We start from the raw sequence: 20,579 nt of genomic DNA, 5'->3' as shown, positions 1-20,579 counted from the left end.
AGGACTCCTTACATGGGGGCTTGTGGGCGCCAGGGTTCGATCAGTGCGTCCAGATTCAACGCGTCGGCGAAATCGAGGAATTGATCGCGCAGCCAGCTGATCTGCGTCCCGGCAGGCAGTGTCACCGTGAACGTGGCGTTGAGCATGGTGCCGCCGGTCTGCGGAGCCTGATAGGTGTCGCAGATCAGGTTCTCCAGCTCGACGTTGTGGTCGATGAAGAACTGGCACAGCTCATTGATGATGTCCGGGCGGTACGCCGAGCTGACGTAGGCCACGTAGGGCAGGGCCTCAGGACGGTTCTCAAGAGAGGCGCTGCGCACGACGCTGGTCGTGAACGCATGCTTCTTGGAGAGGCTCGACAGACCGGTTTCAAGGCGCGCCAGAGCGTCCCAGCTGCCCGACACCTGAAGAATCAGCGCACTGCACTCGCCGTGGCGGGTGAGGCGCGAGGTGACGACCGAGCAGCGGTTTTCATGGCTGGCGCGGCACAGGACGTTGGTCAGCTCCATGGGGTTTGCGCCAAGGGCACTGATGACAAGGAATTGTTCGCGAACTGTGGGGGTGGACGACATGCAGCATTCCTAGACGATGAGCGGTCGGTACTTTTTCGGACTTGCGGGGCTGTTTCGACAATCGATGGCGCAAGATTACTTGCCGGGTCCCTCGGCGCCTGGCTCGCATGGATATACCATGACTGGGCTGGAGTGCGCTGGGGCGGGGCTTCTGGCGACAAATTCGACCGATTGAGCGAGGTGCGCAGGTGACCAGTACCGATCAAAGGACGAAGGGTAGCGAAAACCATCGCTCAGGGGAATGCTCAGAGCGCGGTACTTCGCTTGTACAAGGCTGATAGCGCCAGTACCATTACGGCTCTCTTTTTCCGGCAGGAGCGGTTGCATGATTGCGGGCAGTATGGTGGCACTGGTCACACCAATGGATGCACAAGGTCGTCTGGACTGGGACAGCCTGAGCAAACTGGTTGACTTCCACTTGCAAGAGGGCACCCACGCCATTGTTGCCGTAGGCACCACCGGTGAATCGGCGACGCTGGATGTGAACGAACACATCGAAGTCATCCGCCGGGTGGTCACTCAGGTTGCAGGTCGCATTCCGGTCATCGCCGGTACAGGCGCCAATTCGACGCGTGAAGCTGTCGAACTGACCACCAACGCCAAAAATGCGGGTGCCGACGCGTGCCTGCTGGTGACGCCTTACTACAACAAGCCGACTCAGGAAGGCCTGTTCCAGCATTTCAGCCACATCGCCAATGCCGTCGACATCCCGCAGATCCTCTACAACGTGCCGGGCCGTACGGCCTGCGACATGCTGCCAGAGACCGTTGCGCGTCTGTCGACGGTGAAAAACATCGTTGGTATCAAGGAAGCCACCGGCAACCTGCAACGCGCCAAGGACATCCTGGCCAGCGTCAGCAGCGATTTTCTGGTGTACTCCGGCGACGACGCTACAGCAGTCGAATTGATGCTGCTGGGCGGCAAGGGCAATATTTCCGTGACCGCCAACGTTGCACCGCGCGCCATGAGCGATCTGTGCGCAGCGGCCATGCGTGGCGATGCGCAAACGGCCCGGGCGATTCACGAAAAGCTCATGCCGCTCAACAACACCCTGTTCATCGAATCCAACCCTATCCCCGTGAAGTGGGCCTTGCATGAAATGGGTCTGATGCCAGACGGTATCCGTCTGCCGCTTACCTGGCTCAGCGAAGCCTGTCATGAACCGCTGCGTCAGGCCATGCGCCAGTCCGGCGTCCTGGTTTAATTGAGGAAGTATCACGCAATGAAGCGATTGGCCGGACTTTCCGCACTTGCTCTTATTATCTCCAGCACCAGCGGTTGCGGTTGGCTCTGGGGCGAAGATGGTTACTTCCGTGATCGCGGCAGCGATTACCTCCAGGCGACCCAGACCCCACCCATGCAGTTGCCCGCCGATGTCAGCGGCGTCAAGCGTCTGGATCCTTTGCTGCCGATCCCGCGTAACGTGGCTGACAGCACTCAGAAAGACGGCGAGTACACCGTGCCGCGTCCTCAGCCGCTGGGCACGACTTCCGAGTCGAGCGACTTCAGCCTGCAGAAGAGTGGTGATGCGCACTGGATCCTGGCGCAGCGTCAGCCCGCCGAAGTCTGGCCGGTGGCTCATCAGTATTTCGAAGACAACGGTTTCCGTATCGCTGAAGAGCGTCCGCAGACCGGCGAATTCAGCTCCTCGTGGCAGCGCCTCGATGAGCTGTCCGCTTCGGTGGCCAAGCGCCTGAGCGCTGCTGGTGTCTCGGCCGACTCGGAAACCCGTGTACGGGTTCGCATCGAGCCGGGCGTGCAGCGCAATACCAGTGAAGTCTACGTGGTCAGCGTCGAGCGTCCTGCCGGCAGCACTGCCGACGTGGCCTTCCCGACGCGTACCACCAACCTGGGCCTTGATGCAGCACTGACCGACGATCTGCTGGCCAGCATGGGCCGCAACGCCGAGAAGGGCGGTTCTATTTCCCTGCTGGCGGCACGTGACTACGACACCCCGAGCCGTGTTGCCTTGAGCGAAGACGGCAGCGGCAACCCGGTCTTGAACCTCGGTGCCGATCTGGACCGCGCATGGTCGAGCGTTGGCCGTGCGCTGGATCAGGGCGACTGGCGTGTCGAGGACATCAACCGCAGCCTGGGTCTGTACTACATCAACCTGGCTGAAAAGGCCAAGACGCCTGAAAACGAGCCTGGTTTCTTCGGCCGCATGTTTGGCAGCAAGTCGACCAAGGAAGAGATCGATGCCCGTGCCGAGCGCTATCAGGTCCGCCTGAGCAAGGTCGGTGACAACGTTCAAGTGACCGTCGAGAAGAACATCAACACCGTTGCACCTGCGGATATCGCACGTCGGGTGTTGAGCGTTATTCAAGACAACCTGGGTTAAGTGCGTTTCGCGGTTCTCGGCAGCGGCAGTCGTGGCAACGGCACGCTGGTCGCAAGCAACGATACGTACGTACTGGTCGATTGCGGTTTCTCCCTGCGGGAAACCGAGCGGCGCCTGGCTCGTCTGGGCGTCTCGGCAAGCCAGCTGAGCGCCATACTGGTGACCCACGAACATGCCGATCATGTGCATGGCGTGGGTTTGCTGTCGCGGCGCTACAATGTGCCGGTCTACCTCAGCAGCGGGACGTTGCGCGGAATGCGCAAGCCGGTGGAAATTGCCGGCCTGCTGGCAGGCGGGGAGAGTCTGCAGATCGGCGCACTGGACATCGACGTGGTGTCGGTCGCCCACGATGCGCTTGAACCGACGCAGTTCGTCTTCAGTGACGGCAAGCGCCGCTTCGGCCTGTTGACCGACCTTGGCTCTTACTGCTCCAACGTATTACAGCGTTATCAAGGCCTGGATGCCTTGATGATCGAGGCCAATCACTGTCGCGACATGCTTGCCCGAGGCCAGTATCCGGTCTTTCTCAAGCAGCGCGTGGGCTGTGAAACCGGTCATTTGAACAACCATCAGGCCGCCAATCTGGTGAGCGAACTGGGATGGCAGGACCTTCAGCACCTGGTGCTGGCGCATCTCAGCAGCAAGAACAACCTGCCGCATCTGGCCCGGCAATGTTTCGTCGATACCCTCGGGTGCGACCCGGACTGGCTGCAACTGGCCGATCAAGATTCAGGGCTCGACTGGCGACATATCGCCTAGCCCAACTACTTAGCAAGCGGAGCCCATCATGGAAAAACGTGAAGAACTCTACCGCGGCAAAGCCAAATCGGTTTACAAGACCGACGACGCTGACCGCTTGATCCTGCTGTTCCGCAACGACACCTCGGCGTTCGACGGCAAGCGCATCGAACAGCTCGACCGTAAAGGCATGGTGAACAACAAGTTCAACGCCTTCATCATGCAAAAGCTCGAAGAAGCGGGTATTCCGACCCAGTTCGACAAGCTGCTGGGCGACAACGAGTGCCTGGTCAAGAAGCTCGACATGATCCCGGTCGAATGCGTTGTGCGTAACTACGCGGCTGGCAGCCTGGTCAAGCGTCTGGGCATCGAAGAGGGCACCAGGCTCAACCCTTACACCTTCGAACTGTTCCTCAAGGACGACGCCAAGGGCGACCCGTTCATCAACGAATCCCACGTTGTGGCGTTCGGCTGGGGCACCGCCGAGCAACTGGCTCGCATGAAAGAGCTGTCGATCAAGGTCAATGACGTGCTGACCAAGCTGTTCGACGACGCCGGCCTGCTGCTGGTCGACTTCAAACTCGAATTCGGCGTATTCCACGGTGAAATCGTCCTCGGCGACGAATTCAGCCCGGACGGCTGCCGCCTCTGGGACAAGGACACCCGCAAGAAAATGGACAAGGACCGCTTCCGCCAGGGTCTGGGCGACGTCATCGAAGCCTACGAAGAAGTCGCAAACCGTCTGGGCGTGCCGCTGTAAGCGGAAAAAAACACGCAAGCGCTTGATAGCACGAAAAAAAACAGCAGAAGGGCTTCGCCTTCTGCGTTGATGCTGTTATGATGCGCGCCGTTGGAGAGATGCCAGAGTGGCCGAATGGGACGGATTCGAAATCCGTTGTACCTTCACCGGTACCTAGGGTTCGAATCCCTATCTCTCCGCCATTATTTATCCAAAAAGCCCCGCAATGCGGGGCTTTTTGGTTTCCGGGATTTGATGATCCTCAGCCCGCCCCTCACTTCTATCCTGAAAGTCGGCTTTCACCATGAACCCAGCCGAGACACCGCTCGAACGCGGCGTCCCGGCCAGTAGGTCAAGCGCGGTAGGGCGCGTAGTCGATGTAGCCGTGCGCATCGCCACCGTAGTAGGTGTCACGGTCCGGGGTCGTCAGGGGCCAGCCGTTTTTCAGGCGGGCGACCAGGTCGGGGTTGCCGATGAAGGGCTGGCCAAACGCAGCCAGGTCGATCAGGTTTTCTTCCAGCAGCGCATCAGCGCGTTCACGGGTCATGTCGCCGGCGAGGATCAGCGCGGTGTTGCCGAGTTCGGCCTTGCAGTGCTTGAGCAGTTTGCGCAGTGCCTGTTCTTGCGCGGCCGAGCTTTCGCCGGCCATGAAGAAGTGCGTCTGGTCCATGACGTGTACATAGGCGATGCCGCGTTCGCGCATGCCTGCACACAGCGCCGAGTAGGTTTCGTCGATCTCCGGGTAGAGCGGCATGTCGAACAACTGGCCATAGGGCGAGATGCGAATACCGACGCGGTCGGCACTGATTCTGGCGCAGGCAGCATCGACCACTTCGAAGACGAAGCGCAGCCGATCTTGCAGGTTGCTTGCGCCGTATTGATCGGTGCGGTCGTTGACCTGCGGGTTGAGGAACTGCTCCAGCAGGTATCCATTGGCGCCGTGAATTTCCACGCCGTCGAAACCGGCGTCGATCGCATTCTGCGCGGCCTGGGCGAAATCCTCGACGACTCGCGCCACTTCTTCGGTGGTGAGCGGGCGCGGCACGGAGGTGGGCACGAAGCCGGGTTCGCCGTCTTCTCCATAGGCGAATGCGACTGCGCCCTGTGCTTGTCTGGTGGTGGCGCTGACCGGTGCTTGGCCGTCGATCTGGATCGAGGTGTGAGACACACGGCCGACATGCCAGAGCTGCGCGAACATGCGACCGCCGACGCTGTGGACCGAGTCGGTCACCAGCTTCCAACCCTGGATCTGCTCCGGGGTATAGATGCCTGGATTGAACAGGTAGCCCTGGCCTTCGCGTGAGATCGGCGTGCCTTCCGACACGATCAGGCCGGCGGTGGCGCGCTGGGTGTAGTGCAGCGCGATCTGTTCGGTGGCGATATCCTCCGGAGCACGCGAGCGGGTCATTGGCGCCATGACGACGCGGTTGCTGAGGGGCGTGTTGCCGAGTTTGAATTCATTGAACAGAGTCAAGGCAGTCTCTCCTGTGGAGGGGGAATCAAAAGGACAATGACGGCAGCAGCCTTTGGGACGGCGGCTGTCAGGGGATTACTGGCGACGTGTCAGCGGTAGCGCAATGAGCACTCCGAAGCCCATTAGCCATTCGCCAATTTGCCCAGCAGGGATGTTGCGACCGCCATCATCAGGACTGATAGTCCGAGCGTGAGGTGTTGTCCGGGGCCAGTTCAGCGCTGTATGAGGCTTCAATCCGAACAGGTTTTGACATAGTCTATTGGAGAAATGGCGTTTGATTTTTGCTGGTTTCTATCAAGTGAGTGGAATGGAATTCAATAATCGGAGTGTCTATGTTTTCGTCTGAGCGCCTCAAGGGTATCGATGTGTTCGTCATCGTCGCCGACATGGGCAGCTTCACGGCCGCAGCTGAACGGTTGAACCTGACCAACTCGGCGATCAGCAAGAGCATTGCGCGATTGGAAGGGCGTCTGCGCACCCGGTTGTTCCAGCGCACTACGCGTCGGCTGTCGCTCACCGAGGCAGGGGAAACCTTCTACCGTACCTGCACAACGGTCCTTTCGGATCTGGAGGAAGTCGAGATTGCGCTGACTTCGACCCAGACCGAGCCACAGGGCAAGGTGCGTATTGATTTGCCAGCTTCGTACGGGCGTTTACATGTCTTGCCGTTGATTCTTGATTTCATGAAGCAGCACCCCAGGCTGCAGCCCCATGTGTCTTTTTCCGATCGCTACGTCGACCCGGTGCACGAGGGCATCGATATCGTCGTCAGGATCGGTGGTTCAGATGCCTGGCCAGCCGCCATCGCTCACCAGTTTTTTGGAACGCAGAAGCTGATTTTTTGCGCGTCGCCCGAGTATGTGAACCAACATGGCGAGCCCAAAACGGTGTCAGACCTCGATGCTCACCAGTGCATCGGCTATGGGCAAAATGACGGTATGGCGATCCCCTGGTATTTCAAGGGTCGCCAACCAGGGGATATGGAGCGCAGGATCATGCATCCGCACATTGCCGTGGGAGACGGAGAGGGTGAGGTGATGGCGGTATTGGCGGGGCTTGGCATCGCTCAGCTACCGACCTGGCTGGTCCAGGGGCATCTGAACAGCGGCAGGCTGGTGGAGGTGCTGCCGGATCTTGCTACCGAAGGCCTTCCGATGAATCTTGTCTGGCTTCGGAGTCGCGAGGCGCTGCCAAAAGTCAGCGCTTTGGTCGCCTACCTGGGAGCCAATCTCACGCCTGCCGGGCGAGTTGAGCGGGCTTGAATAATCATTGAATCGGGGATGATCGCAAAGCCGCTGACAACACAGAAGCGCGAAGCCGTCCCTGTCTCCTCAGCCTGACGTGATCGAAAACTCGGGGAGGATGTGCTCCTGAAGTTCATCGATCAGCTCCAGAGAGGGGCGCCGCGTGGGCTTGAGGTTCAATGCGACATGATTGATCCCTGCTTCGCGTTGCCGCGAGAAGAAGTCTTTCAGCGCCTTTCGACCGCCCCGCAGCATCCGCCCCGTTTGTAGCGGCGCGTCAGGATTGGTGTCGAGATCGAACATCGCGCCATAGCCGAAAGGGACGAATCCCCTGGAAGCGGTTGCCTCACGCCAATGCGGTACAGCCTCCGGCATGCGCAGCGCGTCGCCATGCCAGATCCAGGCATCTACATTGGCTGCAAGCCACTCCAGGCTCTGTCCAGCACGACCGATGGCAATGATAGGGACGCGTTGGGCTGCGGGTTTGGGGACCAGATCGATATCGCCCCGCAACTGGCCGAAATGCTGTGTCTTCAGGCGCGGAAACGACTCTGAAATCAGCGTTTTGATCAGCGTTAGCGCTTCCTGATAGCGTTCCGCCCGGCTGGCAAAGTCGACCCCGAAAGCCGGGTACTCTGTTGCCCGGTCACCCGAAGCCATGCCAGCGAGAAAGCGGCCTCCCAGGAGTTGGTCCGCCGTAGCGATCTGCTTGGCGGTGATAACCGGCTCTCGCAACGGGCTGACGATGCCTGCAGTGCCGATGGCGATTCTATGAGTGAGCGCTGCCAGCCAGCCCGCGTATACCAGCGGATCAAGGACCTGGCCGGTATCGCCAAATGACGGATCGTAAAACGGCACATCGCGCAGCCACAGCGCCGCAGCATCGCTCTGATCGAGGCGCTGCACGATCTCGGCCTGGTCCTCCAGGCTGGGAAAAGGGCCGTCAGGATAGCCCCGCGCGGGCGAGATGAATCCGATGGTCAACTGATCAGGCTGGAATGTACCGCTGAACGCCGTATGGTTCTCCAGGCTGAGCGATTGATTGTTCTGAGTCATCGTTTTACTCCGTTTCGGAAATCGATCATTCGATTCTATAGATGACCTTTAGGCGGATCTCCGATCTTTTGGATCAGTCATTGTGAAAAAAAATCATCAATATGCTGTCTGCAACAGTTGAGCGAACGACTGGCTGCCCATGCAGATTACAAGCACTGACATCGTCCTCCTGCGAAATTACGTGGTTTTCATACCTACCCTTTGGCCATTCGCAAACTAATCCTGCCTCCCGGTTTCGCTTTCGCCCGATCTGATCTATACCTTGGGTTCAACGTTTTGTGAGGCGAGGAGCTATCAGATGTCGGACGTAGATCAGGTACAAAAGTCGCAACCTTCTCCCAGCCAGAGCCACGATGACGTGATTGCTCAGTTCAAGTGGCAGGGCAAGCAGATCGACTGGTTGCTGCAATGGCTGGTCAAGTTTGTTGCCAACACCAAGGTTGAGATGGGCGTGACGCTGTCGGTGGGCGGGAATCTGGTTTCCGGGCATCTGATTTCTCACGATGCGTATTTCGAGCAGTTGGCCGACGATATCTCGGCACCGTTCAGCTCGTTCGCCAACGGTACCGACGCGACCATGAAAGAGATGATCCTGTCCTTCAAGCCCGGTGAGTCGTCTGAAGACACCCCGGCCTTCCATTTCCTTCACTTGAAGGACTGCCGCACCTATTCCACCGATGGCAACCCGATTTGTGACGCCGGTGTGCTGTGGCGGGGCCGGATCTCGGCAGTCGACGGTTTCACCATCGGGCTTATCGCTGAAAAGCCTGGCGCAGCCTGATCCCATGAAGCCCCGACGTCCGTCGGGGCTTTTTCAACCCGAGACCATGATGCCTTCCAGCGTGCCGACTGCACCGGCTGGTCATGGGATGCTGCGCCTGCAATAGCGTCACTTAGCCACTCTTTGCGCGACAAAATGTCGCAAGCCGCTGTCAGGCGAGTAATATGTCTGCCCTGACCTTATCCGCCGAATGGTTTTCGGCATGGCCTGATAGAGAACTGGCGACAAGAAAAAACAACAAGAACTGAGCCAGGCTGCCCGCCCCGGTCGACGTAAAGAATTAATGAGTAGACGAAAAAGGCGATTAGAGAAAATGACCAAAACTTCGCGACCTTTGTACATTTCCTATGCAGGACCCTCACTGCTGGAAATGCCCCTGCTGAACAAAGGCAGTGCCTTCACCCCGCAAGAGCGGGTCGAATTCAATCTGATCGGTCTCCTGCCGCAGAACGTAGAGACGATCGAAGAGCAAGTCACCCGGGTCTACAGCCAGTACAAACAGTGTGCGAGCGACCTGGACAAGCATATCTACCTGCGTTCGATCCAGGACAACAACGAAACCCTGTTTTTCCGTCTGCTCGACTCCCACCTGGACGAGATGCTGCCGATCATCTACACGCCGACGGTGGGGCAGGCCTGTCAGGAATTCTCCAAGATCTACCGCACGCATCGCGGCCTGTTCATTTCCTACCCCGAGCGTGACCGCATCGATGACATTTTGCGCAGCGCGACCAAGGACCGGATCAAGATCATTGTCGTGACCGACAGCGAGCGAATTCTCGGCCTGGGCGATCAGGGCATCGGCGGCATGGGCATTCCGATCGGCAAACTGTCGTTGTACACCGCTTGCGGCGGGATCAGCCCGGCCTACACGCTGCCGATCGTGCTGGATGTCGGCACCAACAACCGTGAGCTGCTGGACGACCCGATGTACATGGGCTGGCGTCACGAGCGGGTATCGGGCAAGGAATACGAAGACTTCATCGCGCTGTTCATCGACGCGGTGCAGCGTCGCTGGCCGGACGTGCTGTTGCAGTTTGAAGATTTCGCCCAGTCCAACGCCATGCCGCTGCTCGAAAAGTATCGCGACGAACTGTGCTGCTTCAACGATGACATCCAGGGCACCGCTTCGGTTGCCGTGGGTACGTTGCTGGCGGCCTGCAAGGCCAAGAATGAAACCCTCGGCCAGCAGAAGGTGGTGTTTGTCGGAGCCGGTTCGGCAGGCTGCGGGATCGCCGAGCACATCATCGCAGCGATGCGCATCGAAGGCCTGAGCGAAAGCGAAGCGCGCAAACGTATCTTCATGGTTGATCGTTTCGGCCTGTTGACCGAAGGCATGGACAACCTGCTCGACTTCCAGAAACGACTGGCGCAAAAGACCGCCGACGTGTCTGGCTGGACTGCCGGATCAGAAGCCTTCCCGCAGTTGCTCGACGTGGTCACCCACGCCGGTGCCACAGTAATGATCGGCGTATCCGGGCAGCGCGGTCTGTTCACCGAGCAGGTGATTCGCGAACTGCACAAGCATTGTGCCAAACCCCTGGTCATGCCGCTGTCCAATCCGACGTCCAAAGTGGAAGCCACGCCGGAAGAAATCCTGCGCTGGACTGACGGCAATGCGCTGGTGGCCACCGGCAGTCCGTTTGCGCCAGTGGAAATCAACGGTCGCACGGTGCATATCGCCCAGTGCAACAACTCCTACATCTTTCCGGGCATCGGCCTCGGCGTGGTGGCCTGCAAGGCATCGCGCATCACTGACCGGATGCTCATGGCGGCGTCCAATGCGCTGGCCGAGTGCTCGCCGATGGTGACAGGGAAGGGCGATGCGGTGTTGCCGCCGCTCAAGGAAATCCAGCAGGTCAGCCGCAAGATCGCGTTGGCTGTGGCCAGGGAAGCGCAAGCCGAAGGGCTGGCGCTGGAAACTACCGAAGAGGCACTGCTTGAGGCCATCGAGCGTAATTTCTGGTTGCCGGGCTACCGGGCCTACCGCCGTCGCTCGGTCTGATCAGGCGCGGTTGAAAGGATGACGTCTCCGCAAGCTTGCTTGCGGAGACACGCTGCTCTGCAAATGCTGTAATGCTGCAACGAATTTCTTTACAGTGAAATAAGCTTCATTCAACCCAATCCTCTCACCATTTTCACATAAAATTGATGATGCGCTGCCTACAGTGCGCGCCATCGGGGAGTTCACTGGCTCCTGAATGCCCGATGCATATTCATTCGATAAGCAGACCACGATGCCGACACCCAGAACTGTTCGTCCAGAAGTTGTAACCCTACTTGCCAGTGCGTTTCTGTTACTGGGTTTCAATATCAATCTCTGGCAGCATCTTTTCTCGATTACCAGCGCCGATAGTAAAGGGTTGGCCATGCGCTTTGCGTTTGGCTTGATGATTTTCTGCGTGTTCAATATCGTGCTGACGCTGTTGGCATTCCGTCGTGTGTTTAAACCGGTGTTGATCAGTCTGTTTATGATCAGCGCGGGGGTGGTTTATTTCATGACCGAATACGGGGTCATGATCGACGCTGGCATGTTTCGAAACTTCGCCGAAACCAACGTTACGGAAGTGCAGGGGCTGCTGTCTTTAAAACTGGCCTTGTATATCCTTCTGCTCGGCGTAGTGCCCTCGCTGATACTCTGGAAACTGCCGATCAGCTACCGTCGCTGGCACCTTGAACTGTTCAGCAAACTGCTGGTGACGGTTGCGTGCTGCGTGGCAATCGGCGGCGTTGCACTGGCCAATTACCAGGGGCTGTCGTCATTGTTTCGCAATCACCATGAGTTGCGCCTGATGGTGGTGCCAAGCAATTACATTGGTGCGTCGCTGGGCTACCTGAGTGAGCAGGTGCTCTCTGCAAGGCGCCCGTTCGTCAAGATCGGCGAGGACGCCAAACGTTCTGCGGATTGGGCCACGCATGCTCGCAAATCGTTGACCGTGCTGGTGGTCGGCGAAAGTGCCCGGGCCGAGAACTTCGGGATCCTTGGCTATGGTCGTAACACCACGCCCAACCTCAACAAGGAAAGCGGGCTGGTGGCGTTTACCGATGTGTATTCCTGCGGCACCGAAACCGCCGTGTCGGTGCCCTGCATGTTTTCCAACATGGGGCGCAAGAATTACAACGCTACCCAGGCGCGCAATCAGGAAGGCTTGCTGGATGTACTGAAACGCGCGGGCATAGACGTGATATGGCGTGACAATCAGGCCGGCTGCAAAGGCACCTGTGATCGAGTGACCTTCCAGGACGTGAGCAATCTCAAGGACCCGCTGTTGTGCAACAACCATGAATGCCGGGACGAGATACTCTTGCAAAACCTGCAGACCTTTATCGACAGTCTCGACAAGGACACGGTGCTTGTTCTGCACCAGATGGGCAGCCACGGGCCTGAATACTACAAACGTTACCCAAAAGAGTTTGAAAATTTTACCCCGGTGTGTGAAAGCAATGCGCTGAACAATTGCAGCCGGGACAGCATCGTCAATGCGTACGACAATACGTTGCTTTACACCGACCATGTACTGTCCACGCTGATTGATCTTTTACGCGCCAATCAAAACAAGGTCGATACCGCCATGGTCTACCTGTCGGACCATGGCGAGTCGCTGGGCGAGTACAACCTGTTCCTGCACGGCACGCCTTATGTGCTGGCGCCCGATCAGCAAAAGCATGTGCCGATGATGGTCTGGTTGTCCGATACCTATCAGAAGTCCTTTGCCGTCACGCCGGAGTGCCTGGCCAAACAGCGTAACGCACCGTTGAGTCAGGACAATCTTTTCCATTCCATGCTCGGCCTGCTGAAAGTCGATACCAAGGTTTATGACCCCAGCCTCGATATGTTTGCCGGGTGCCGCAGCGAGTTGGCGGCCACCGACAAGTAACCACGTGCGCGGCGTTCCGGGTATTGATCGTCCTCTCACGTTATGGGGACGATCATCGGCAGCGCGTTTGCCCGGCAGTCGCTGTTCCCGTCCGTCATTTGCATGAAGATGGGCCAGACCCGGACGACAGACGCGCGATAATCTCCCATGACGATATATACTGCGCGCCATTGTTGAAGGGAGAGCCATGTGGCCATCGATATTCACTGGATTCGCGACGACGACAGCCTCGCCCGGCATTGCGCACAATGGCAGTCACTGCCTTTCGTGGCGCTCGACACCGAGTTCATGCGGGTCGACACTTTTTATCCGATCGCCGCGCTGCTGCAGATCGGCGACGGGCAGAGCGCCTGGCTGATTGATCCGTTGCTGATCAACGACTGGCGGCCGCTGTCTGCGTTGCTCGAAAACCCCGACGTCATCAAAGTGGTGCATGCGTGCAGCGAAGACCTCGAGGTGTTGCTGCGCCTGACCGGCAGCCTGCCGGTTCCGCTGTTCGATACCCAGTTGGCAGCCGCCTACCTGAACCTCGGTTTTTCCATGGGCTACTCGCGCCTGGTGCAGGAGGTCCTCGACATCGACCTGCCCAAGGGCGAAACCCGTTCCGACTGGCTGCAACGCCCGTTGTCGGAAACGCAGGTCAGCTACGCTGCCGAAGACGCCGTGCACCTGGCCGAGTTGTTCACCATCCTGCGCCCGCGCTTGTCCGACGACAAATACGCCTGGCTGCTGGATGACGGCGCCGAACTGGTCGCCAACCTGCGCCGTGAGGTGGACCCGTACGAGGTGTATCGCGACGCCAAGCTGGCCTGGAAGCTGTCCCGCGCCCAGCTGGCGGTGCTGCGCGAGTTGTGTGCCTGGCGTGAGCGTGAGGCGCGCGCCCGTAATCTGCCGCGCAACCGTATCGTGCGTGAGCACTCGCTCTGGCCATTGGCCAAGACCCAGCCGGACAACCTCGGCGCGCTGGCGCGGATCGAGGACATGCACCCGCGTACGGTCCGTCATGACGGCGAGTTTCTGCTCGAGCTGATCAAGACCGCGAGCGTGTTGCCTCCCGAAGAGTGGCCACCTGCGTTGCCCGAGCCACTGCCCATTGATGCGGCCGGGTCGATCAAGCGTCTGCGCGCAATCGGCCAGCAATACGCCGAGCAACTGGACATGGCGCCGGAGCTGATGCTGCGCAAGAAGACCCTCGAAGCCCTGCTCAAGAGCGGCTACCCCGACGGTCCTTACCAATTGCCCGACTCGCTGCGTGGCTGGCGTCGCGAGTTGATGGGTCAGGCGCTGCTGGACAGCCTGGCCACCCCCGGAGAACCGTCTTGAAGCGCATCTGCTCGATTTATCGCAGCCCGAAAAGAAACGAGATGTACCTTTACGTTTTGAAAAGCGACGTCCTCAAGCGTGTGCCGCCAGAGCTGCTGGTGGCCTTCGGCAAGCCGGTTCATGCGTTCGATCTGGTGCTGAGCCCCGAGCGGGCGCTGTCGCGCGAAGATATCAATGTGGTGCTGGAGAACCTCGACAGCCAGGGCTATCACTTGCAGATGCCGCCGGCTGAAGACGATTACATCGAGCACTTGCCCGAAGAGCTGCTGCGCCGCAACGATCCCATGTAATCGTTGCTCACGTTGTAAAGCGGCCCACATCGACGTGGGTTGCCTGTCCTGTTTTTAAGGTTTTTGAAACATGCGCGTTCTGATTGCCGAGCACGATTACCACGTTTACACCCAATTGTTGCGCAAGGCTGCGCCTGATCTGGAAGTTTTCAGCACTGGCGATTCTGCCGAATTGTCGCGCATGGCCAGCGACTGCCCGGTCTGGCTGGGGCAGCCGGACCTGATGGCCAACCTGTTGCGGCAGGGGCACACGCCGCAATGGCTGCAATCCACCTGGGCGGGCATCACACCGCTGCTGGCTGACAGCCTGTCGCGCGACTATCGCCTGACCCGTGCAGTCGGGATTTTCGGTCAGGTCATGGCCGAATTCGTTTTGACCTACATGCTTGGCCATGAGCGCGAGGTGCTGGCGCGCCTGATGAGCCAGGTCGAGCGCAAGTGGGACAACCGCACCGGGCAGAGCCTGTCGGGCCGCAAGGCATTGATCGTCGGTGCCGGTGATATCGGTCAGCGCGTTGCCGAGTTCCTCCTGCCGTTCGGCGTGCAGGTGTACGGTGTGGCTTCCAGTGCGCGCACTCAGGAGCCGTTCATCGAAGTGACGGCGCTGTCAGACATGACGCGTCTGCTCGGCGAGATGGATTACGTCATCAACCTGCTGCCCAACACGCCCGAGACGCACGACCTGTACAACGCGAAGCTGTTCGCCAGCTTCAAGCCCACGGCGCTGTTTATCAACGTCGGACGCGGGGTGGCGGTCGTCGACGCAGATCTGGTCGAGGCGTTGAAGGAAGGGCATCTGGCTGGCGCGGTGATTGACGTCTGCCGTCAGGAGCCTTTGCCGCAGCGGCATCCGTTCTGGACTGCCTACGGTCTGCTGTTGACCGGTCACAGCTCGGCGCCTACCTCACCTGTGGCCATGACCGAGCTTTTCGTGCATAACCTGAACGCTTTTCAGGCCGGAGAAACGCTGCGCGGCGAGGTCGATTTTTCGCGAGGTTACTGACGCCCTTGCCAGCGAGCCGACGTTTCAGGCGTCGGCTCGCAGGCATCGATTACTGCACCAGTGGTTACAGCGAAAAATCACCTTCGGCGGCCAGTTCTGCCAGCGGCTTGCGCGGGCTTGGCACTTCGCGGCCTTGCAGGTAGTCCGGCAAGGTCGATTTGTCACCCAGCTTGCCAATTGCGATGGCCGCGTGCACTGCGTAGCCCTCGGGAATATTCAGTTCCTTGCGGGTCAGATCCTGATCGAAACCGGCCATGCCGTGGGTGTGCCAGCCGCTCAGGCTGGCCTGCAGTGCCAGGTAACCCCATGCCGAACCCGTGTCGAAGGTGTGCCACAGGGCCGGGCTCTCTTCGCTTGCGCCGGGGGCGACGAAGGTGGTCTTGGAAATGACGATCACCAAGGCCGCTGCGTGTTGCGCCCAACTGCGATTGAACTCGTTCAGCAAGCCCAGGTAACGCTCCCAGTTCGGCGTATCGCGACGTGCATAGAGAAAGCGCCAAGGCTGCGAGTTATACGCCGAGGGCGCCCAGCGTGCGGCTTCGAAAAAGCTCAGCAGGGTTTCCTGGTCGATGCTTTGGCCGTTGAAGGCGCGTGGCGACCAGCGTTCGGTGAATTGCGGGTCGATCGGGTGATCGGCGATGCGAGGGTTCGTGCTCATGAGAGTCCTTGATAGCGAAGGTTGAAAACGAGCGTGGCTTGATGGGCCGTGGTCGGCAGGCATCGCTTGAACGCACTGAAAACCCGTTAACGCTACTGTTTTGCCCTGTCGCTGACAAGTCCCGGCTACCGGCAGTCGCAAGTGCTTGGCCCGCACCCCGTGTACCTCTAGACTGGCGGCCTTTTCATTATCGATACCGTTGTCCGAACCATGGCCGCTAAAGTTGAACCCTTCTGGATGCGCAAGACCCTTGACCAGCTCGATACCCAAGAGTGGGAGTCTTTGTGCGATGGCTGTGGCCTGTGCTGCCTGCAGAAGCTTGAGGATGAGGAAGACAACGCGGTTTATTACACGCGAATTGCCTGCAAGCTGCTGGATCTGAAAACCTGCCAGTGTTCCGATTACGCAAACCGTCGTGCCTCGGTGCCCGATTGCATTCAGTTAACGCCCGGTCAGACAGATGAGTTCAAATGGCTGCCACCGACCTGTGGCTATCGCCTGGTCAGCGAGGGCAAGGATCTGCCGCTCTGGCACCATCTAGTGTGTGGTGATCGCACGGCCGTGCATCACGAGCGTATCTCCCAGTCAGGTCGCATGCTCAGCGAGAACAATGTGGCCGAAGACGACTGGGAGGATTACCTGATTTTTCGCGCAGGTTGAACGCTTAAATGACCGGTTTTGGCTCGGTCAGCGCTTCCACGCCTTTGGCAGCCGCCGTCTTCACGGCATGTTCAGCGTCGTCCTTGAGGGTGTTCAGTTGCGCACCGGCACGTTCGATGGTCGAGCGTGCGCTCTGCAGATCGCTGCGGCCTTTTTCCATCAGGCTCTTGGCCGAGCAGTGACCACTGATGCCGCGTGCCAGCGCCGCGCCGCCGATGGCCAGTTGGATCAGGCCCAGAAAGCCGCCACGACGGACGCCTTTACCCATCAGCAGTACGCCGCCAGCCAGCGAGCCGATACGCTCCCAGCCCTGGACATTCTGCTCGGGTTTGCGTTGAAGCAGTTCAGGTGTGTCGATGCGTTCGATGATCGGGGTGTCGCGCATGATGGCTCTCCATGAGGTAGTAGGTCGGAGTTGGCAAATTGGAAGCAGTTGCTTGATTCACAGAAACTGACTGCCCATGCGCGACACAGGTTCAATGCTTTTCCGTCAGCGGTCGCTGGCCGGATCAATTTTCTCGCGACCGAACTGCGGACCCGAACGGGTATTGATACCTTTGGCCATGCGGTCATAGAGAACAACGTTGACGGTCGCCGCCAGATTCATGCAGCCCTCGGTCGGGATATAGACCACGTCTTCGCACCAGTCGCGAATCTCCTGATCCAGCGAGCCATCTTCCGGGCCGAAGATATACAGCGCGCGATCAGGGTGCGTGTATTCGGGCAATGCGCGGGCGCCGTCGACCAGTTCGACAGCCACCGGAATGCAACCCAGCGGCAGAATGCTTTTGAGGTCTTCGATGCCGATCAGCGGGATGTCCTGATGGATTTTCTTGGTGTCGGTGATGAAGTCCCGCGCGCGTTCATAGCGTTTACCGGTATAGAACACCGACGCCACGCCGTAACAGCCGGCCGCACGCATGACGGAGCCGACGTTTTCCGGGGACTTGGGGTTGTAAAGACCGATGCAGGCGTACCGTTTGTTGGCCACGGGGAGGGTGCTCTGAAGAAAACCGGGGATTATACGGCAGCCTCGGAGCAATACCATTGACTGTGTTCAGAACCACATGCGCACGCCGACCACCAGTCGCGCGTCCTGGGTGTCTTCGTCGTCCTCGCGCGCGTAATCGGCCGTCTTGCCGTAGGAGCGGTCCCAGCTCACCCCGACATAAGGGGCGAATTGCGGGGTGATCTCGTAGCGCAGTCTGAGGCCGAACTCGCTGGTCGACAGGCCCGAACCATTGCCGCGTTGCGGGTCGTTCTTGCCGTAGAAGTTCAGCTCCGCGGTGGGCTGCAGCACCAGATTGTTGGTCAGTTGGAGGTCGTAGTCGGCCTCCAGGCGAGCGGCGGTCTGTCCGGCTTCGCCGATGAACGCGGTGGCCTCGATATCCAGATCCGAAATGGCTTGGCCCTGCAGGCCGAAGGCGGCCCAGGTTTGCGGCGCGCCCGGTTTGAAATCCTGACGTGCTCCGGCGACCACGTCCCACCAAGGGCTGATCGAGTGGCCCCACAACGCCTGGATTTCCGCTTCTTCGGTCTTGCCGTTGGTTCGCTCACCTTCGGAGCGCAGCAGCAGGCGGTCGATATCACCGCCAATCCAGCCGGACAGGTCCCAGGCCAGAGCGCTGCCGTCGTTGGCGTCCTGCCATTCCAGCTTGTCGGCCAGAAAGTAACTGTTGATGGCGCTGTCATGAACCTGATGGCCCGCGTGGATGGTGTACACCGCAGCCCGGTCCGCATCAGTGATCGGCGGGATCGGGGTTCGGCTCTGGTTGGGCGCAGCCTGTGTCGAGGGCGTGTCCTCGCTGTCGCCGGCGTCCATATGCATCGCATGGCTGTCGTGGTCCATGCCCTCCATTCCGGCGGCCAAGGTCGAGGCCCACGGCGTGGCGGTCAGCCCGGCGGCCAGCAACAGCATCGGCAGGCGGGGCGAATTCAGCGTTCTGCTCAACATCAAGGTCCTCATTCTTCCACCCGCACTTCGCGGAACATGCCCATTTCCATGTGGTACAGCATGTGACAGTGATAAGCCCAACGGCCCAGCGCATCGGCGGTCACGCGATAGCTGCGGCGTGATCCCGGTGGCATGTCGATGGTGTGTTTGCGCACCATGAACTGTCCATTCTCGTCTTCGAGGTCGCTCCACATGCCATGCAGATGGATGGGGTGGGTCATCATCGTGTCGTTGACCAGCACGACACGCACCCGCTCACCGTATTTGAGCATCAGCGGTTTGGCGTCCGAGAACTTCACACCGTCGAATGACCAGGCGTATTTTTCCATGTGCCCGGTCAGGTGCAGCTCGATCGTGCGACTGGGCTCACGGCCGTCCGGGTCTTCGAAGGTGCTGCGCAGGTCAGCGTAGGTCAGGACTCTGCGGCCATTGTCCCTGAGGCCGATGCCCGGATCGTCGAGCTTGGGCGAGGTGCTCATGGCTTGCATGTCGACCAGCGGGTTGTTGTTTTCGCTCTCGGGGTGCGATTGCGGAGTCGGCGTTTTCTGGGCCGGCGTCTGCGCGTGGTCCATTCCGGGCATCGCGTCGTGGCCCATCTTGCTGTGGTCCATGCCTGACATGTCGTGCGTTGCCGGGGCTGCGGCGTGGTTCATGCTGCCATGCTCCATGCCCGCCATGCCCATATCATCCATGCTCAACAGCGGGCGTGGATCGAGGGGTGGAACGGCAGCCTGCAGGCCGGGCCTGCTGGCCAGGGTGCCACGGGCATAACCGGTGCGGTCCATCGACTGGGCGAACAGCGTATAGGCACCTTCCGCCGGTTCGACAATCACGTCGAAGGTTTCCGCTACTGCGATGCGCAACTCATCGACGGTCACCGGCTTGACGTGCAGGCCGTCGCTGGCCACTACGGTCATCTTCAGGCCCGGAATACGCACGTCGAAGTACGTCATCGCCGAGCCGTTGATCAGCCGCAGTCGGATCCGCTCGCCAGGTTTGAACAGCCCGGTCCAGTTCATGTTCGGTGCCTGACCGTTCATCAGGTAGGTGTAGGTCGCACCGCTGACATCCGCGAGATCGGTCGGGTCCATCCTCATCTGCGCCCACATCCAGCGATCCCTGGTGGTCTCGCTCCAGCCTTTTTCACCCACGTCGTTGATGAAGTCGCCGACGGTGCGCTGGTTATTGTTGTAGTAATCGGACTGTTTCTTGAGCGTTTTCATCAGCTGGACCGGCTCTTCGTCGGTCCAGTCGCTGAGCATGATCACGTGTTCGCGGTCGTATTCGAACGGCTCCGGCTCTTTCGGGTCGATCACCAGTGGCCCGTAGACCCCCGACTGTTCCTGGAAGCCGGAGTGGCTGTGATACCAGTAGGTGCCATGCTGCCTGACCTTGAAGCGGTAGACATACAGGCCATCCGGCGCAATACCGTCAAAGCTCAACCCCGGCACGCCGTCCATGTTGGCCGGCAGGATGATGCCGTGCCAATGGATGGATGTGGCTTCGTCGAGCCGGTTTTTGACCCTCAGGGTCACGGTGTCGCCTTCGCGCCAGCGCAGCAGCGGGCCGGGAATACCGCCATTGATGGTCTGCGCGGTCTTGGCATTGCCGGTGATGTTGACCTGGGTTTCGCCGATATACAGATCGAACTCGGTGCCGGACAACCCGTTGGGCTGGCCCGGATTGGCCACCGCCCACGCCGGACTGCGCCACAACCCGAGGCCGCCGAGCAGGCCACTGGCGGCCAGCCCTTTCACAAAGGTTCGTCTTGAGGTTCGGGTGGGCATGGCGAGATATCCGGTCGGTCGGGTGGCCGCAGGCCAGGGGAAGTGCGGGTAGGGCAGGGGAGCGTGGCTGGTCGAAAGCGC

The 20,579-nt window shown here is 59.6% G+C and carries 20 protein-coding genes and 1 tRNA gene; 13 read left to right on the top strand and 8 right to left on the bottom strand.

The window, feature by feature from the left end:
• Positions 1–8: 8 nt before the first annotated feature.
• Positions 9–572: a glycine cleavage system transcriptional repressor gene (locus tag QRN50_RS06910; protein WP_096127278.1), complete on the bottom strand. Its 564-nt coding sequence runs from the start codon at positions 570–572 to the stop codon at positions 9–11.
• Positions 573–897: 325 nt separating this feature from the next.
• On the opposite strand from QRN50_RS06910, the gene dapA reads away from it, so the two are divergent.
• The 5 genes from dapA (at position 898) to QRN50_RS06885 (ending at position 4,593) form a co-directional block, all read left to right on the top strand.
• Positions 898–1,776 carry a 4-hydroxy-tetrahydrodipicolinate synthase gene (dapA, locus tag QRN50_RS06905; protein WP_003317384.1) on the top strand — a complete coding sequence of 293 codons (879 nt, stop codon included), beginning with the start codon at positions 898–900 and terminating at the stop codon, positions 1,774–1,776.
• 18 nt (positions 1,777–1,794) lie between these two features.
• Complete coding sequence (bamC, locus tag QRN50_RS06900; RefSeq protein WP_004406091.1) at positions 1,795–2,913, top strand: NlpB/DapX family lipoprotein; 1,119 nt, start codon at positions 1,795–1,797, stop codon at positions 2,911–2,913.
• Positions 2,914–3,672 (top strand): MBL fold metallo-hydrolase, encoded by a 759-nt coding sequence (locus QRN50_RS06895; protein ID WP_004406084.1) that lies wholly within the window; start codon positions 2,914–2,916, stop codon positions 3,670–3,672.
• 28 nt (positions 3,673–3,700) lie between these two features.
• A complete protein-coding gene (purC, locus tag QRN50_RS06890) occupies positions 3,701–4,411 on the top strand; it encodes a phosphoribosylaminoimidazolesuccinocarboxamide synthase (RefSeq protein ID WP_011267089.1) in 711 nt (236 codons plus the stop codon).
• Positions 4,412–4,503: 92 nt separating this feature from the next.
• Positions 4,504–4,593, top strand: a tRNA-Ser gene (locus QRN50_RS06885).
• A gap of 149 nt (positions 4,594–4,742) precedes the next feature.
• On the opposite strand, the gene QRN50_RS06880 is transcribed toward QRN50_RS06885, so the two are convergent.
• Complete coding sequence (locus QRN50_RS06880; protein ID WP_096127277.1) at positions 4,743–5,864, bottom strand: alkene reductase; 1,122 nt, start codon at positions 5,862–5,864, stop codon at positions 4,743–4,745.
• Between the two features lie 332 nt (positions 5,865–6,196).
• Between QRN50_RS06880 and QRN50_RS06875 the strand changes: the two genes are divergently transcribed.
• The gene (locus QRN50_RS06875; RefSeq protein WP_060406064.1) at positions 6,197–7,126 is read left to right on the top strand and encodes a LysR family transcriptional regulator; all 930 of its coding nucleotides are present in this window, start codon (positions 6,197–6,199) and stop codon (positions 7,124–7,126) included.
• Positions 7,127–7,195: 69 nt separating this feature from the next.
• Here the strand turns inward: QRN50_RS06875 and QRN50_RS06870 are convergent, their stop codons facing one another.
• Positions 7,196–8,164, bottom strand: coding sequence for an LLM class oxidoreductase (locus QRN50_RS06870; RefSeq protein WP_011267096.1), 969 nt, complete (start codon positions 8,162–8,164; stop codon positions 7,196–7,198).
• 298 nt (positions 8,165–8,462) lie between these two features.
• On the opposite strand from QRN50_RS06870, the gene gvpU reads away from it, so the two are divergent.
• From gvpU to QRN50_RS06840, 6 genes are all read left to right on the top strand, one after another.
• Positions 8,463–8,945 carry a gas vesicle accessory protein GvpU gene (gene gvpU / locus QRN50_RS06865; RefSeq protein WP_003407212.1) on the top strand — a complete coding sequence of 161 codons (483 nt, stop codon included), beginning with the start codon at positions 8,463–8,465 and terminating at the stop codon, positions 8,943–8,945.
• 313 nt (positions 8,946–9,258) lie between these two features.
• Positions 9,259–10,950 carry an NAD-dependent malic enzyme gene (locus QRN50_RS06860; RefSeq protein ID WP_003409449.1) on the top strand — a complete coding sequence of 564 codons (1,692 nt, stop codon included), beginning with the start codon at positions 9,259–9,261 and terminating at the stop codon, positions 10,948–10,950.
• 232 nt (positions 10,951–11,182) lie between these two features.
• A complete protein-coding gene (locus tag QRN50_RS06855) occupies positions 11,183–12,823 on the top strand; it encodes a phosphoethanolamine transferase (protein WP_192873911.1) in 1,641 nt (546 codons plus the stop codon).
• Positions 12,824–13,012: 189 nt separating this feature from the next.
• A complete protein-coding gene (rnd, locus tag QRN50_RS06850) occupies positions 13,013–14,146 on the top strand; it encodes a ribonuclease D (RefSeq protein WP_003407217.1) in 1,134 nt (377 codons plus the stop codon).
• Positions 14,143–14,436, top strand: coding sequence for a YcgL domain-containing protein (locus QRN50_RS06845; RefSeq protein WP_003407219.1), 294 nt, complete (start codon positions 14,143–14,145; stop codon positions 14,434–14,436). Before rnd ends, QRN50_RS06845 begins: the two co-directional genes overlap by 4 nt.
• A 70-nt stretch (positions 14,437–14,506) precedes the next feature.
• The gene (locus tag QRN50_RS06840) at positions 14,507–15,439 is read left to right on the top strand and encodes a D-2-hydroxyacid dehydrogenase (protein WP_057456858.1); all 933 of its coding nucleotides are present in this window, start codon (positions 14,507–14,509) and stop codon (positions 15,437–15,439) included.
• A gap of 64 nt (positions 15,440–15,503) precedes the next feature.
• Here the strand turns inward: QRN50_RS06840 and QRN50_RS06835 are convergent, their stop codons facing one another.
• Positions 15,504–16,097, bottom strand: coding sequence for a nitroreductase family protein (locus QRN50_RS06835; protein WP_003407226.1), 594 nt, complete (start codon positions 16,095–16,097; stop codon positions 15,504–15,506).
• 210 nt (positions 16,098–16,307) lie between these two features.
• On the opposite strand from QRN50_RS06835, the gene QRN50_RS06830 reads away from it, so the two are divergent.
• The gene (locus QRN50_RS06830) at positions 16,308–16,757 is read left to right on the top strand and encodes a YcgN family cysteine cluster protein (protein ID WP_060408978.1); all 450 of its coding nucleotides are present in this window, start codon (positions 16,308–16,310) and stop codon (positions 16,755–16,757) included.
• 4 nt (positions 16,758–16,761) lie between these two features.
• Here the strand turns inward: QRN50_RS06830 and QRN50_RS06825 are convergent, their stop codons facing one another.
• The 4 genes from QRN50_RS06825 to QRN50_RS06810 form a co-directional block, all read right to left on the bottom strand.
• Positions 16,762–17,142: a YgaP family membrane protein gene (locus tag QRN50_RS06825; protein WP_032656448.1), complete on the bottom strand. Its 381-nt coding sequence runs from the start codon at positions 17,140–17,142 to the stop codon at positions 16,762–16,764.
• 105 nt (positions 17,143–17,247) lie between these two features.
• Positions 17,248–17,748, bottom strand: a complete 501-nt coding sequence (locus QRN50_RS06820) for an RNA methyltransferase (protein WP_003317406.1) — start codon at positions 17,746–17,748, stop codon at positions 17,248–17,250.
• Between the two features lie 66 nt (positions 17,749–17,814).
• Positions 17,815–18,711, bottom strand: a complete 897-nt coding sequence (locus QRN50_RS06815; RefSeq protein ID WP_162833977.1) for a copper resistance protein B — start codon at positions 18,709–18,711, stop codon at positions 17,815–17,817.
• An 8-nt stretch (positions 18,712–18,719) separates the two neighbouring features.
• A complete protein-coding gene (locus QRN50_RS06810; RefSeq protein WP_054092084.1) occupies positions 18,720–20,498 on the bottom strand; it encodes a copper resistance system multicopper oxidase in 1,779 nt (592 codons plus the stop codon).
• Positions 20,499–20,579 lie beyond the last annotated feature (81 nt).

The organism is Pseudomonas sp. MEJ108 (assembly GCF_030208985.1).
Taxonomy (GTDB): Bacteria; Pseudomonadota; Gammaproteobacteria; order Pseudomonadales; family Pseudomonadaceae; genus Aquipseudomonas; species Aquipseudomonas fragariae.
This window is presented reverse-complemented; position numbering and strand designations above follow the sequence as displayed.

Coding starts and splice junctions, on each gene's coding strand:
- QRN50_RS06910 (WP_096127278.1), bottom strand. CDS start 572: ATGTCGTCCACCCCCACAGTTCGCGAACAATTCCTTGTCATCAGTGCC.
- dapA (WP_003317384.1), top strand. CDS start 898: ATGATTGCGGGCAGTATGGTGGCACTGGTCACACCAATGGATGCACAA.
- bamC (WP_004406091.1), top strand. CDS start 1,795: ATGAAGCGATTGGCCGGACTTTCCGCACTTGCTCTTATTATCTCCAGC.
- purC (WP_011267089.1), top strand. CDS start 3,701: ATGGAAAAACGTGAAGAACTCTACCGCGGCAAAGCCAAATCGGTTTAC.
- QRN50_RS06875 (WP_060406064.1), top strand. CDS start 6,197: ATGTTTTCGTCTGAGCGCCTCAAGGGTATCGATGTGTTCGTCATCGTC.
- QRN50_RS06870 (WP_011267096.1), bottom strand. CDS start 8,164: ATGACTCAGAACAATCAATCGCTCAGCCTGGAGAACCATACGGCGTTC.
- gvpU (WP_003407212.1), top strand. CDS start 8,463: ATGTCGGACGTAGATCAGGTACAAAAGTCGCAACCTTCTCCCAGCCAG.
- QRN50_RS06860 (WP_003409449.1), top strand. CDS start 9,259: ATGACCAAAACTTCGCGACCTTTGTACATTTCCTATGCAGGACCCTCA.
- QRN50_RS06855 (WP_192873911.1), top strand. CDS start 11,183: ATGCCGACACCCAGAACTGTTCGTCCAGAAGTTGTAACCCTACTTGCC.
- QRN50_RS06840 (WP_057456858.1), top strand. CDS start 14,507: ATGCGCGTTCTGATTGCCGAGCACGATTACCACGTTTACACCCAATTG.
- QRN50_RS06835 (WP_003407226.1), bottom strand. CDS start 16,097: ATGAGCACGAACCCTCGCATCGCCGATCACCCGATCGACCCGCAATTC.
- QRN50_RS06830 (WP_060408978.1), top strand. CDS start 16,308: ATGGCCGCTAAAGTTGAACCCTTCTGGATGCGCAAGACCCTTGACCAG.
- QRN50_RS06825 (WP_032656448.1), bottom strand. CDS start 17,142: ATGCGCGACACCCCGATCATCGAACGCATCGACACACCTGAACTGCTT.
- QRN50_RS06815 (WP_162833977.1), bottom strand. CDS start 18,711: ATGTTGAGCAGAACGCTGAATTCGCCCCGCCTGCCGATGCTGTTGCTG.
- QRN50_RS06810 (WP_054092084.1), bottom strand. CDS start 20,498: ATGCCCACCCGAACCTCAAGACGAACCTTTGTGAAAGGGCTGGCCGCC.